The organism is Pseudooceanicola sp. HF7 (assembly GCF_011806405.1).
GTDB lineage: Bacteria > Pseudomonadota > Alphaproteobacteria > Rhodobacterales > Rhodobacteraceae > Pseudooceanicola.
In genome coordinates, this window is record NZ_JAATOW010000020.1 from 26,227 (window position 1) to 38,668 (window position 12,442).

Annotated in this window: 12 protein-coding genes; 9 read left to right on the top strand and 3 right to left on the bottom strand. The window is 63.7% G+C overall.

The window, feature by feature from the left end:
* Positions 1 to 13: 13 nt before the first annotated feature.
* Positions 14 to 499 (top strand): hypothetical protein, encoded by a 486-nt coding sequence (locus tag HCZ97_RS12430; RefSeq protein WP_167689036.1) that lies wholly within the window; start codon positions 14 to 16, stop codon positions 497 to 499.
* A gap of 3 nt (positions 500 to 502) precedes the next feature.
* On the opposite strand, the gene miaB is transcribed toward HCZ97_RS12430, so the two are convergent.
* Positions 503 to 1,828, bottom strand: a complete 1,326-nt coding sequence (miaB, locus tag HCZ97_RS12435; RefSeq protein WP_167689037.1) for a tRNA (N6-isopentenyl adenosine(37)-C2)-methylthiotransferase MiaB — start codon at positions 1,826 to 1,828, stop codon at positions 503 to 505.
* A 119-nt stretch (positions 1,829 to 1,947) separates the two neighbouring features.
* On the opposite strand from miaB, the gene HCZ97_RS12440 reads away from it, so the two are divergent.
* The 3 genes from HCZ97_RS12440 (at position 1,948) to HCZ97_RS12450 (ending at position 4,244) form a co-directional block, all read left to right on the top strand.
* The gene (locus tag HCZ97_RS12440) at positions 1,948 to 2,814 is read left to right on the top strand and encodes a glycosyltransferase family 2 protein (RefSeq protein ID WP_167689038.1); all 867 of its coding nucleotides are present in this window, start codon (positions 1,948 to 1,950) and stop codon (positions 2,812 to 2,814) included.
* A gap of 132 nt (positions 2,815 to 2,946) precedes the next feature.
* The gene (locus HCZ97_RS12445; RefSeq protein ID WP_167689039.1) at positions 2,947 to 3,852 is read left to right on the top strand and encodes a DMT family transporter; all 906 of its coding nucleotides are present in this window, start codon (positions 2,947 to 2,949) and stop codon (positions 3,850 to 3,852) included.
* 140 nt (positions 3,853 to 3,992) lie between these two features.
* Positions 3,993 to 4,244, top strand: coding sequence for a YdcH family protein (locus HCZ97_RS12450; protein ID WP_167689040.1), 252 nt, complete (start codon positions 3,993 to 3,995; stop codon positions 4,242 to 4,244).
* Here HCZ97_RS12450 and HCZ97_RS12455 read toward each other — a convergent pair.
* Positions 4,229 to 5,629 (bottom strand): short-chain fatty acyl-CoA regulator family protein, encoded by a 1,401-nt coding sequence (locus tag HCZ97_RS12455; protein WP_167689041.1) that lies wholly within the window; start codon positions 5,627 to 5,629, stop codon positions 4,229 to 4,231. The genes HCZ97_RS12450 and HCZ97_RS12455 overlap by 16 nt on opposite strands.
* Positions 5,630 to 5,732: 103 nt before the next feature.
* Positions 5,733 to 6,950: a multidrug effflux MFS transporter gene (locus HCZ97_RS12460; protein WP_167689042.1), complete on the bottom strand. Its 1,218-nt coding sequence runs from the start codon at positions 6,948 to 6,950 to the stop codon at positions 5,733 to 5,735.
* A 224-nt stretch (positions 6,951 to 7,174) separates the two neighbouring features.
* Here HCZ97_RS12460 and HCZ97_RS12465 point away from each other — a divergent pair, with 224 nt between their 5' ends.
* The 5 genes from HCZ97_RS12465 to HCZ97_RS12485 all read left to right on the top strand — a co-directional run bounded on the left by HCZ97_RS12465 (position 7,175) and on the right by HCZ97_RS12485 (position 12,431).
* Positions 7,175 to 8,707, top strand: coding sequence for an acyl-CoA carboxylase subunit beta (locus HCZ97_RS12465; RefSeq protein ID WP_167689043.1), 1,533 nt, complete (start codon positions 7,175 to 7,177; stop codon positions 8,705 to 8,707).
* Between the two features lie 15 nt (positions 8,708 to 8,722).
* Positions 8,723 to 9,082, top strand: a complete 360-nt coding sequence (locus tag HCZ97_RS12470) for a hypothetical protein (RefSeq protein ID WP_167689044.1) — start codon at positions 8,723 to 8,725, stop codon at positions 9,080 to 9,082.
* Positions 9,083 to 9,340: 258 nt separating this feature from the next.
* On the top strand, positions 9,341 to 9,700 hold the full coding sequence (locus HCZ97_RS12475) for a hypothetical protein (protein ID WP_167689045.1): 360 nt from the start codon (positions 9,341 to 9,343) through the stop codon (positions 9,698 to 9,700).
* Positions 9,701 to 10,082: 382 nt separating this feature from the next.
* Positions 10,083 to 10,289, top strand: a complete 207-nt coding sequence (locus tag HCZ97_RS12480; protein ID WP_167689046.1) for a hypothetical protein — start codon at positions 10,083 to 10,085, stop codon at positions 10,287 to 10,289.
* A gap of 141 nt (positions 10,290 to 10,430) precedes the next feature.
* The gene (locus HCZ97_RS12485) at positions 10,431 to 12,431 is read left to right on the top strand and encodes an acetyl/propionyl/methylcrotonyl-CoA carboxylase subunit alpha (RefSeq protein WP_167689047.1); all 2,001 of its coding nucleotides are present in this window, start codon (positions 10,431 to 10,433) and stop codon (positions 12,429 to 12,431) included.
* The last annotated feature ends 11 nt before the right edge of the window (positions 12,432 to 12,442 follow it).

The following is a 12,442-nucleotide window of genomic DNA, read 5'->3' on the forward strand; positions in this document are numbered from 1 at the left end:
GAAAAATGCGGCGATGCATTTTCAGGTGGTTGAAACCGACCCCCAGCGAGATGATTTTGAACCCAGACCATTAAGCGGGGGTAAAGACCTGCGTCTCCGTCCCGATCCCCCTCTGGGGAAGGGCGACACCGCTTTGGATATTTCCGCTCATGCTGGGCCAGAAGGCCAGCCTGCGGACACTAAGAGGTTGGAAATGAAAAATTACCTGGGTTCGGCTGCAATCGCGGCCTGCATTCTCACGCCCTTTGGCACACTGCCTGCAAACGCCACGCAAACGTCTGAGCCGATCACGGTTGGCTGCTTCCGGGGGCCGTTCAAGTCCGTCATCTGGGATCACCCCAAGCAGGCCTTTGTCGATTCGCTCATGGCGAATGGCTTCAGCTATGACCGCGCGACCGAGATCGGAGAGCGCGTGTGCCGCGATGAACGCCTTGTGGGACAACCGGAGCAGCTTGCCGAGCAGACCCGCCGGCTGATCCGCCAGACACCGCGCAAGTGACGCCTAGACCAGCTCGCCCGTCAGCGAATTGGGATGGCTGGCGGTGATCTTAACGCGCCGCAGATCGCCGGGGGCGAGGCCCTCGGCGGTGACATGCACGGCGTGCAGGTAATCCGATTTGCCGACCATCTGGCCGGGCCGGCGGCCGGGCTTTTCGAACAGCACGCCAAGCTCACGACCGACCATGGCATCCTGCAGGCGGCGCTGTTGTGCGTTCAGCAGGTCCTGAAGGGCCGTCAGTCGGGCGGAGGCAACCTGCGGATCCACCATCTTGTCACCCTTTTCCGCCGCCGGTGTGCCGGGGCGGGCAGAGTACTTGAAGGAGAAGGCGGTGCCGTATTCGACGCGCCGCACAAGGTCCATCGTCTGCTCGAAGTCCTCGTCGGTTTCCCCGGGAAAGCCCACGATGAAGTCACCTGAGATATGGATATCCGGCCGCGCGGCGCGGATCCGCTCGATCAGGCGGAAGTAGTCCTCCCGCGTGTGTTTGCGGTTCATGGCCTTCAACACCCGGTCGGACCCGGATTGCACGGGCAGGTGCAGGTAGGGCATCAGCTTGGCGCAGGTGCCATGCGCCTCGATCAGGTCGTCGGCCATGTCGTTGGGGTGCGAGGTGGTGAAGCGCAGGCGCTCCAGTCCGTCGATCTCTGCCAACTCGCGGATCAAGCGGGCCAGCGACCAGTCCCCATCCGCGCCGGCGCCGTGGTAGGCGTTGACGTTCTGACCAAGAAGGGTGATCTCGCGCACGCCACGTTCGACCAGGTCCTGCGCCTCACCCAGGATGCGGGCGGCGGGACGAGAGACCTCTGCGCCGCGGGTATAGGGCACCACGCAGAAGGCGCAGAACTTGTCGCAGCCCTCCTGCACGGTCAGGAAGGCCGTGGGGCCACGCCGGGCCTTGGGCCGGGCCTTGAGCTTCTCGAACTTGTCCTCTTCGGGGAACTCGGTGTCGAGCACCTTTTCCCCGTGACCGGCCTTTGCCTCCATCTCCGGCAGGCGGTGGTAGCTTTGCGGGCCGACGACCAGATCCACGATCGGCTGGCGGCGCATGATCTCCTGGCCCTCTGCCTGGGCCACGCAGCCCGCGACACCGATCTTGAGGTCGGGTTTTTCTGCCTTCAGCCCCTGGAAGCGCCCGAGTTCCGAATAGACCTTTTCAGCAGCCTTTTCGCGGATGTGGCAGGTGTTGAGCAGGATCATGTCCGCCTCTTCCGGCGTCGTGACCTCTTCGTAGCCCGATCCGCCAAGTGCCTCTGCCATGCGCTCGCTGTCGTAGACGTTCATCTGACAGCCGTAGGTCTTGATGAAAAGTTTCTTGGTCCCGGCCATGATCGCGTGCCTTTTCGGGGGAAGATGGGTCAAGGCGGTTGACTACACCAGAACGCCCGGGGCTTGCAATGCAGGGGCGCAGGGGGTTTTCTGCGCCGCGACCCTTGCCGGAGACGCCTGTGTATTTCGATAGCCTGCAAAGCTTTACCGCCCGGTCCCGGCCGATCCTGGCCAAGGGGCCGATCGCCATGATCTTCGCCGAGGACGAGGTTGAGCTGGACGCGACCCTGCGCCATCACCGCGAGGCAGGATTTGTGCAGTTGCTGCTGTTTGCTCCGGATGCCTTCAAGCTGGCCGAGGATCTTGAACCGGTCGTGACACGGATCCGCTACACGATGGCCCAGGACAATGCCCTGTCGAATGCGGTGAACGCGGTGAACCGCGCGGCGCCTGCGGGCACCTGGCTTTACTATTGCTACAACGCCGAGTTCCTTTTCTATCCCTTCCGTGAAACCCGCACGGTGGGAGAGCTGCTGACCTTCCACACCGAAGAGCGCCGCGATGCGATGCTGACTTACGTCGTCGATATCTACGCCGATGACCTGGCCCGCTTCCCCAATGCGGTTTCCATCGACGATGCCTACCTGGACCGCTCCGGCTATTACGCGCTGGCCCGCAAGGATGAGAACGGCCACCCGCGGGAGCGTCAGCTGGATTTCTTCGGCGGCCTGCGCTGGCGGTTCGAGGAACACGTCCCGGCGCAACGGCGCAAGATCGACAGGATCTCTTTCTTCCGCGCCCGGCCCGACCTGCGCGTGCGTGAGGATTACACCTTTGATGACCAGGAGCTGAACACCTACTCCTGCCCCTGGCACCATAACCTGACCGCCTGCATCTGTTCCTTCCGCACCGCCAAGGCGCTGAAGAAGAACCCCGGCTCGCGGCAGCAGATCGGCAGCTACTACTGGTTCAATTCCGAAAAGTTCAAATGGAAAGAGAGAACGCTTCTGGACCTGGGCCTGATGGAGCCGGGGCAGTGGTTCTGACCGGGCGTGGCGGGCGACGGCGCTCTCGATCCGATCGCTGATGTGATCTATCGCCCTCACGCCTGAGCACTCTGATTGAGCCTGGCTGAGCGGGGCTTGAAAGGCGCGCCTATTCGGCTTAGGCCAGTTTGCATGACACAAGCACGTAAATCTCGCCCGCTTCTCGGCGTCTTCTGGATGCTGGTCACTGGGCTTCTCTTCGTGGGGGTGACCGCGCTTGTGAAGAGCCTTGGCACCACTCTTCCGGCCAGTGAGGCCGCCTTCCTGCGCTATGCGCTTGGACTGGCGCTTCTTCTGCCCCTGATCGGCAAGCTCTCAAGGCAGCATGTCACGCCGACGCAGTGGAAGCTGTTCGCGCTGCGGGGCGCGATCCATTCGGTAGGGGTCGCCCTGTGGTTCTTCGCCATGCCGCGGATCCCGCTCGCTGATGTGACGGCGATGAACTACCTATCGCCCATCCTGATTACCCTAGGCGCGGCGATCTTCCTGGGCGAGCGGCTTCACGCAAGGCGTATCGCGGCGGTCGTTGCTGGGCTGGTCGGGGCCGTGATCATCCTGCGGCCGGGCCTGCGTGAAATCGGGCCGGGGCACCTGGCCATGCTGGGCACGGCGACCACTTTCGCGGCTTCCTACATGATCTCGAAACGACTCTCGGACGAGGCCGATCCCGTGCTTATCGTGGCCATGCTGTCCGTGACTGTGGCCATCGGGCTTGCGCCAATGGCGATCCCGGTCTGGATCACGCCGGACCTGACCCAGGTTGCGGTGCTCTTCGGCGTGGCGATCCTGGCGACCGGTGCACATTACTGCATGACGCTGGCCTTCAAGGCGGCGCCGATGACCGTCACGCAGCCTGTGACCTTCCTGCAATTGGTCTGGTCCGTGCTCGTCGGCGCGCTGGTCTTCAACGAAGCGGTCGACCCTTTTGTCATCCTTGGGGGCACGCTGATCCTGTCGGCGGTGACCTTCATCACCTGGCGTGAGGCGGTGCTGAAGCGGCGGGAAATCACGCCACCGGCCGTGGCGACCAAGGTCTGAGGGCTGGCCTTGCTGGCTGCCCGGCTGCCCTTGGTGGACTTAGTGAAGCCGCGCGTTCCTGCGTTGCATTTGATCCGGGTCAAGGTGGTCCCGCGAAGCCCGCGCTAGCGTCGGCGTGAAGACAGGAAAGGGAACCCCAGATGTCTAACACGCCGCACCAGCTTCACGATGAATTCCCCGAATACGCCGATGCGCTGCACGCCCTGAAAGTCAGCGATGCACATTTCGCGCGCCTAGCGGAAGACTACCAGAACGTGAACGGTCAGATCCACCGGGCCGAGACCAACATCGCCCCCGTGGAGGACCTGGCCATGATCGAGCTGCGCAAGCAGCGCGGCGCGCTCAAGGATCAGATCTTTGCCGCGCTCAAGGCAGCTCAGCCGACCTCGTAAGGCAGGGTGCCGCGGGCGTTGACGTCGATCGTCAGCTGCCGCTCAAGGGGCGGAACCGAGCGCTGGTGACAGCGCTCGCGTTCACAGATCCGACAGGAGATCCCGATCGGCTCATAGGCCTTGGGATTGCCGATATCCAAGCCATCCGCATAGACCAGCTTGTCCGCATGGGCGACCTCGCAGCCAAGCGCGATGGCGTAGCGGCGCACCGGCGCGCCCCAGTGGCCGCCGGATTTGCTGACGTCGCGGGCCAGGCTGACATAGCGCACGCCGTCGGGTGTCTCTGCAAGCTGGCGCAGGAACTGGCCAGGTGTCTCGAAGGCGCGGTGCACGTTCCAAAGCGGACAGGCCCCGCCGAAGCGCGCGAATTGCAGCCGCGTCGCAGAGTGGCGTTTCGTGATCGTGCCGGCCTGATCCACCCGCACGAAGAAGAAGGGCACGCCCTTCGCGCCCGGTCGCTGCAGGGTGGAAAGACGGTGCGCCACCTGTTCGATGGAGGCGCCAAAGCGCATTGCCAGCACCTCCAGGTCATGGCGCTCTGCCTGCGCCGCCTCAAGGATCTTGCCGTAGGGCATCAGCGCCGCGCCGGCGAAGTAATTGGCCAGGCCGATCTTGGCGATGTCGCGCGAGGTGTCGGACTGGAACCGCGCCAGATCCAGCGTGGCGTCCAGCAGCTTGTCCTGCTGCAGAAGCGCCACCTGCAACAGCAGCTGGAAGGTCTGGGTTTCCGGCGTCGCGCGCAGCGAAAGCGTCAGGTGCTTCGCCTCCGGATCGTACCGGCGCAGTTGATCGCAATCATCGAAACTGACCCGCACGCCAAGGCTGCCCAGGGCGGAAACGGCGCGGACGCGGATGTTGTTCTCATTGCGGACCGGACTTGCGAAATGCTCTGCCGCGCGGTCCACCGCATCGATGTAGTTGTCGCAGTAATGGAAGAAATCGCGCACCTCGTCCCAGGGGGAGGGGGTCGCGCGGGCATCTTCCCGGCCAAGCGCTTCGTCCAGGGAGGCAAGGCGTTCATGGGTCTGCCGGTAGGCCCGGTGCAGGTGCAGGAAGGCGCGGGCCAGGGCCGGCGCGTTGGAGGCCGTCAGGCGCAGGTCGGCCAGCGGCGGGTTGCTGTCTGCCAGAACCGGATCGGCCATCGCCTCGCGCATGTCGCTGACAAGGCGCTCGTGATCGCCGGTGGACAGCTCTGTCACATCGACGCCGAATTCCTGCGCCATGGCCAGCACAACAGAGGTGGAGACGGGCCTGTTGTTGTTCTCCATCTGGTTGAGATAGGGCAGGGAAATCGTGAGCTTGGCCGCGAAATCCTTTTGTGTCAGCCCCAGCCGCTGGCGAATTTCCCGAAGCTTCGCCCCGGCATAGAGTTTCTGAGCAGCCATTCCCCACCTGTCAGTGATTTGCAACTTAGCCTTGCGGCAAGGCTAACTTTGCAAACCATGGTTAACAAGCGGTAAGGCAGGGCGGGGCGCGCCGTGAGCTGCCTCAGCTGCCCATCAACTTCCGCTCCCGGCGCTTCACGGCCGTGATGGCGATGATGCCGCCGACGCCGCAGAAGAACATCAGCCAGGTCAGCGGGAAATGCCCGGTACCGGGGGCCAGCATGGACCCGGCAAGCGCGGAAAGGCATGCGCCGCCTCCGATCATCATGGCGCCGCCCAGCCCCGAGGCCGTGCCGGCAAGATGGGGGCGGACAGAGAGCATGCCGGTACTTGCGGCGGGGATGGTCATGCCATTGCCGATCCCGACAAAGACGATCGGCCCGAAGAAGGCCGCGTAGCCGGGGACGCCCGCATAGGCAAGCGTAAGGGAAAGCGCCATTCCGCCGGTGATGATGCAGCTGCCCAGAATGATCATCCGGTTCATGCCGATCTGCATGGTGAAACGCCCTGTGATCCCGTTGCCCACGAAATAGCCCAGCCCGGCGGCCGCATTCAGCAGGCCGAATTGCGCAGGCGACAGGCCGTAGACCTGGGTGGCAACGAAGGGCGCGCCGCCCAGGTAGGCGAAATAGGCCCCGGAAGACAGCGCCGCGGCCATGCAGTAACCCCAGAACCGCGGAGACGTCAGCAGCTCGGGGTATTCGGCGAATTGGCGCAGGATCGACAGGCTGCTGGGTTTCGCCGTTTCGCCCAGGTCGATCCAAGTCAGGGCGAAGATGGCGCACCCGAAGATCAGCAGCAGCCAGAAAGAGGCCTGCCAGCCGAAGATATCGTCCAGCACACCGCCGATGGCCGGTGCGAACATCGGCACCATGGACATGCCCATGGTCACATATCCCATCGTGGCCGCGGCCTTGTCGCCTTCGAACATGTCGCGGACAGCGGCGCGTGAAAGTGCGGTGGCCGTGGCGATGCTGGCCTGGATGACGCGGAAGAAAAGGAAGGCCTTGAAGCTGGGCGCAAAGATGCAGCCAAGGGTCGCAACCAGGAAGATGGCGATGCTGATCAACAGGATGGGCCGCCGCCCGAAACGGTCTGCGAGGGGGCCGATGAAGATCTGTAGTACGCCGCTGGCCGCCAGGTAGGTCGCCACGGACAGTTGGACCAACTGGTAGTCCGTGTCGAAATGCGCGGCGATCCCCGGCAGGGATGGCAGGAAGACATTGACCGCCATGGCGGAGAGCCCTGCAAGCAGGACCAATGTGACCAGGTGCGGAGGCGTTCGGCCTGAAGCGCCGCCATGACGCGTAGTATTTTCCATGGCAAACTGCTAATCGCGTGATGCGTGCATGTCCATGTGCGGCGCATACTCTTTGCAGTTTTGCAATTTGCAGAAATGGCTCTGCCAATGGTTTGCAAATTTGCCCGATTTCCCTTTGTGTCAGACCCTTCCCCGCCTATGGTCCCCCGGAATACCCCTGCCGGTGGTCCGGCCCGGGGCAAGATCCTCGACAGGCGCGATGGTTTCGCGGGAAGGAGACCGGCATGAAGGATATTCTTCAGGAGCTCAAGGAACGGCGCGAGACCGCGCGGCTGGGCGGTGGGCAAAAGCGCATCGACGCGCAGCACGGCAAGGGCAAGCTGACCGCGCGGGAGCGGATCGAACTGCTTCTCGATCCCGAGAGCTTCGAGGAATTCGACATGTTCGTCGCCCATCGCTGCACGGACTTCGGGATGGAAAAGCAGCGCCCCTACGGCGACGGAGTCGTCACGGGCTGGGGCACGATCAACGGCCGCATGGTCTATGTCTTTTCGCAGGACTTCACCGTTTTCGGGGGCTCTCTGTCCGAAACCCATGCGCAGAAGATCTGCAAGATCATGGATATGGCGGTGCAGAACGGCGCGCCGGTCATCGGGCTGAACGATTCCGGTGGCGCCCGGATTCAGGAGGGCGTCGCCAGCCTTGCCGGCTACGCGGATGTCTTCCAGCGCAACGTGATGGCCTCTGGCGTGGTGCCGCAGATTTCCGTCATCATGGGGCCCTGCGCGGGCGGTGCGGTCTATTCGCCTGCTATGACCGACTTCATTTTCATGGTGAAGGACAGCTCCTACATGTTCGTCACCGGCCCCGACGTGGTGAAGACCGTGACCAACGAAGTGGTGACGGCGGAAGAGCTGGGCGGGGCCTCTACCCACACCAAGAAATCCAGCGTGGCCGATGGTGCCTTCGAAAATGACGTGGAAGCCATGGCCGAGGTCCGCCGCCTGGTCGACTTCCTGCCCCTAAACAACCGCGAAAAGCCCCCGGTGCGCCCCTTCTTCGATGACGTGAACCGGATCGAGACCAGCCTAGATACGCTGATCCCGGACAACCCCAACATGCCCTATGACATGAAGGAACTGATCCAGAAGGTCGGGGATGAGGCGGATTTCTACGAGATCCAGGAAGACTTCGCCAAGAATATCATCACCGGCTTCATCCGCCTGGAAGGGCAGACCGTGGGCGTTGTTGCGAACCAGCCGATGGTGCTGGCAGGCTGCCTTGATATCGACAGCTCGCGCAAGGCGGCGCGCTTCGTGCGTTTCTGCGATTGCTTCGAGATCCCGATCCTGACCTTCGTCGATGTGCCGGGCTTCCTGCCGGGGACGGGCCAGGAATACGGCGGTGTCATCAAGCACGGCGCCAAGCTGCTGTTCGCCTATGGCGAGGCCACGGTGCCTAAGGTGACCGTCATCACCCGCAAGGCCTACGGTGGGGCCTATGACGTGATGGCCTCCAAGCACCTGCGGGGGGATTTCAACTATGCCTGGCCCACGGCGGAAATCGCCGTCATGGGGGCCAAGGGCGCGTCAGAGATCATCCACCGTACCGATCTTGGCGACCCGGAGAAGATCGCGGCCCATGCCCAGGATTACGAGACCCGCTTTGCCAACCCCTTCATCGCGGCCGAGCGCGGCTTCATCGACGAGGTGATCCAGCCCCGATCCACCCGACGCCGGGTGGCCCGGGCCTTTGCGAGCCTCCGCAACAAGAAGCTCGAGAACCCCTGGAAGAAACACGACAACATCCCGCTCTGATCCCGGAAGATCCCGATGGCACGCAACAGATGGCACAGACTGGAAGAGGGCGGCGCGGTCACCGTGACCCGTGCCCTTCCCGTGCGCTTCGACCTTGAGGCAAAGGTGCGGCTGGCCGCGCCCGATCGGGTCTCTCGCACGGCCTTGGCGCACCAGGTCCGGCAGGATCTCTGGCGGCTGTTGCAGGACACGCGCGGGCTGAGTCCGGCGGTACAGGTGCGGCGGGATGGCCCCGAACTGGAAATCATCGCGGGCGGACGGCTTGCCCATGGGCGCGTGACGGCGCATGACCGCAGGCGGGCGCAGGCGCTGCTGGATGATCCAGAGCGCCGGGCCAGGTGGCTTGCCCATGCCGGGAGGCGCGCAGATGTCTGATCGTCGCCCCGTCACCGTCACGCCGCGCGAGCGCGCGGCCTTCGAAACTTCGCCCCCGAACGGGGTGCGCACCGAGGGGATCGTTTCCCGAATGTCACTGGCTTTTCCGACGAATGCCGAATCTCCCGCCGTGATTGACGCTGTTGTGCGTGCAATCAGCTTTTGCGGGACGCCACCCAAAGACCGTCCTGTCTCGCCCTTCCCGGCCCGCACTAACCAGGGTCCGGCCAGCACAAAGATCTGTTCCGGAGGTGCGCCATGCTGAAGCATCGCGGTTTCCCGGGGCGGCTTTCTGGAACGGATTTCCAATTCACCGTGCGTAGGGCGAACCCCAAGGGTGCCTCGCCTATCACCCGTCGTGAAAGGTACCGTGACCGCCGTGCGCCCGATCGCCGTGCAGACGAGGCCTTCATGGCGGCACTGTGGCAGCAATTCGGGGATGAACCTTTTGAGCGGGGCAACCTAGACGCGGGCCGGCTGAGCTGGCTTTTCGGCCGCGAGGTCCTTCCGGCCGAAGAACCCTTTGATCCGGAAAGCTACGAAGCCCTTCTGGTCATTGACGAAAATGCGGCGCGCGCATCCTTTCCGGGCGCCTTCGAGGAGGACGACTGGGCATGAACATGCCGAGCTCCCGCAATCTTGAGCAGTATTCGGCCCAAGTTTCGGCCGGAGCGAAGTTGTGCTTTTGCACTCGGGGTTGCGGGTGCAGTTACGGCCCTGTCGCGTCGGATGTTCGGGGAACCGGGCCTTGGGCGCGTCACTACTGTTACCCTTCCCCTTCTGGGCGGCTCGGCGTCCCCAAATTCCGACCGCCCAAATTTTTTTCGAGCACCGAATCTTTCGCGGGTTTTCCGCCGACTCCCTTCGGGGAGGCGGCGGAAGCCTGCCGGGACTCGCGTGCGCGGACTTTCTATAAAGCCTTCTCTCGCCTATTCGTGGAACCAGCGCATGTTCCGTGCGTTGCTTCTCTCAGAAGCGATCAACATGAAGGTGTGAAGTCATGCACAAGAAAAACTGGATCATCGCAGCCCTGTTCTGCACGGGCCTTGCAGCTTGCGGCCAAACCGTTGGCGAACAGGCCATCGTGGGCGGCGCTGTCGGCGCCGGCGCATCCGCCGCGACTGGCGGCAGCATGGGCTCCGGCGCTCTCGTCGGTGCCGCGGCGAACGTTGCCTATTGCCAGACCAACCCGAGCGCCTGCAACTAAGGCCCGGTTTCAACTGAATAATCGCACCGCCCTCCGTCGTGGGGGTGGTCGGGATGCAACCCTCGCCGCGCTGTCGCGCGGCGGGGGTTTTGTTTTGTCTGCCCTCCGGGTGGACCGGAATTCCTCTGGGGAAGGGACAGCATGTTCAAGAAGATCCTGATCGCGAACCGGGGCGAAATCGCCTGCCGTGTCATCAAGAGCGCGCGCAAGATGGGTATCGCCACCGTTGCCATCTATTCCGATGCGGACCGCAACGCGCTGCACGTGGAAATGGCGGACGAGGCGATCCACATCGGGCCGCCGGCGGCGAACCAGTCCTACATCGTGATCGACAAGGTGATGGCTGCTGTGCGGGAAAGCGGGGCAGAGGCCGTGCACCCCGGCTACGGCTTCCTGTCGGAGAACCCGAAGTTCGCCAAGGCGCTGGAAGCAGAGGGCGTCGCCTTCATCGGCCCGCCGGTCAAGGCAATCGAGGCGATGGGGGACAAGATCACCTCCAAGAAGATCGCGCAGGAGGCCAACGTCAGCACCGTGCCCGGCTACATGGGCCTGATCGAGGATGCAGACGAGGCCGTGAAGATCAGCGGAGAGATCGGCTACCCGGTGATGATCAAGGCCAGCGCCGGCGGCGGTGGCAAGGGCATGCGCATCGCCTGGAACGACGAGGAGGCGCGCGAGGGCTTCCAGTCTTCCAAGAACGAGGCGGCCAGCAGTTTCGGCGATGACCGTATCTTCATCGAGAAATTCGTCACCCAGCCCCGCCACATTGAGATCCAGGTGCTTTGCGACAGCCATGGCAACGGCATCTACCTGGGCGAACGGGAATGCTCGATCCAGCGCCGCAACCAGAAGGTCGTGGAAGAGGCCCCCAGCCCCTTCCTGGACGAGGACACCCGCCGCGCGATGGGCGAACAGGCCGTCGCCCTGGCCAAGGCCGTGGGCTATGCCAGTGCCGGGACCGTGGAATTCATCGTCGACGGTGAAAAGAACTTCTACTTCCTCGAGATGAACACGCGCCTGCAGGTGGAACACCCTGTGACAGAGCTGATCACCGGCGTCGACCTGGTCGAGCAGATGATCAAGGTCGCCAATGGCGAGCCGCTGACCATGACCCAGGACGACGTCAAGCTGACGGGCTGGGCGATCGAGAACCGGCTCTACGCCGAAGATCCCTATCGCAACTTCCTGCCCTCCATCGGCCGGCTGGTGCGCTACCGCCCGCCGTCGGAGGTTTCTCAGGCCAGCCACATCGTGCGCAATGATACCGGCGTCTTCGAGGGCGGCGAAATCTCCATGTACTACGACCCGATGATCGCCAAGCTCTGCACATGGGCCCCGACGCGGGGCGAGGCCGTGCAGGCCATGCGCGAGGCGCTCGACAGTTTCGAGGTCGAGGGGATCGGGCACAACCTGCCGTTCCTCTCTGCGGTGATGGATCATCCGAAGTTCGTGTCCGGCGAGATGACGACGGCCTTCATTGCCGAGGAATGGCCCGATGGTTTCTCCGGGGTGGAGCTGGACGGCGTCATGCTGCGCCGGATCGCCGCCAGCGCCGCCGCCATGCACCGCGTGGCGGAAATCCGGCGGACGCGGATCTCCGGACGGATGGACAACCACGAACGCAAGGTGGGCGACGAATGGGTCGTCTCCCTGCAGGGGGAACGTTTCGACGTGACCGTCTCTGCCTACCAGGGCGGGGCAGAGATCGACTTTGGCGATGGCACCACCATGAAGGTCCAGGGCGACTGGACGCCCGGGGACACGCTGGCGCGGATGACCGTGGATGGCACGCCGCTGGTGCTGAAGGTCGGCAAGATCACCGGAGGTTTCCGCATCCGCGCGCGCGGTGCGGACCTGGAGGTCTGGGTGCGCAATCCCCGGCAGGCCGAACTGGGCAAGCACATGCTTGAGAAGGTCGCGCCGGATACCTCCAAGCTGCTGCTCTGCCCGATGCCCGGCCTGGTCGTGAAGATCGACGTGGAAGAGGGCCAGGAAGTGCAGGAAGGCCAGCCGCTTTGCACCATCGAGGCGATGAAGATGGAAAACATCCTGCGCGCCGAAAAGCGCGCGGTGGTCTCCAAGGTGAATGCAGGTCCCGGCGACAGCCTTGCCGTGGACGAAGTGATCATGGAATTCGAATGAGCGCCTGAGGG

Bases quoted from the DNA above. Each gene is read 5' to 3' on its own strand.
- HCZ97_RS12430 (WP_167689036.1), top strand. From the start codon at position 14: ATGCATTTTCAGGTGGTTGAAACCGACCCCCAGCGAGATGATTTTGAA.
- miaB (WP_167689037.1), bottom strand. From the start codon at position 1,828: ATGGCCGGGACCAAGAAACTTTTCATCAAGACCTACGGCTGTCAGATG.
- HCZ97_RS12445 (WP_167689039.1), top strand. From the start codon at position 2,947: ATGACACAAGCACGTAAATCTCGCCCGCTTCTCGGCGTCTTCTGGATG.
- HCZ97_RS12450 (WP_167689040.1), top strand. From the start codon at position 3,993: ATGTCTAACACGCCGCACCAGCTTCACGATGAATTCCCCGAATACGCC.
- HCZ97_RS12455 (WP_167689041.1), bottom strand. From the start codon at position 5,629: ATGGCTGCTCAGAAACTCTATGCCGGGGCGAAGCTTCGGGAAATTCGC.
- HCZ97_RS12460 (WP_167689042.1), bottom strand. From the start codon at position 6,950: ATGGAAAATACTACGCGTCATGGCGGCGCTTCAGGCCGAACGCCTCCG.
- HCZ97_RS12465 (WP_167689043.1), top strand. From the start codon at position 7,175: ATGAAGGATATTCTTCAGGAGCTCAAGGAACGGCGCGAGACCGCGCGG.
- HCZ97_RS12470 (WP_167689044.1), top strand. From the start codon at position 8,723: ATGGCACGCAACAGATGGCACAGACTGGAAGAGGGCGGCGCGGTCACC.
- HCZ97_RS12475 (WP_167689045.1), top strand. From the start codon at position 9,341: ATGCTGAAGCATCGCGGTTTCCCGGGGCGGCTTTCTGGAACGGATTTC.
- HCZ97_RS12480 (WP_167689046.1), top strand. From the start codon at position 10,083: ATGCACAAGAAAAACTGGATCATCGCAGCCCTGTTCTGCACGGGCCTT.
- HCZ97_RS12485 (WP_167689047.1), top strand. From the start codon at position 10,431: ATGTTCAAGAAGATCCTGATCGCGAACCGGGGCGAAATCGCCTGCCGT.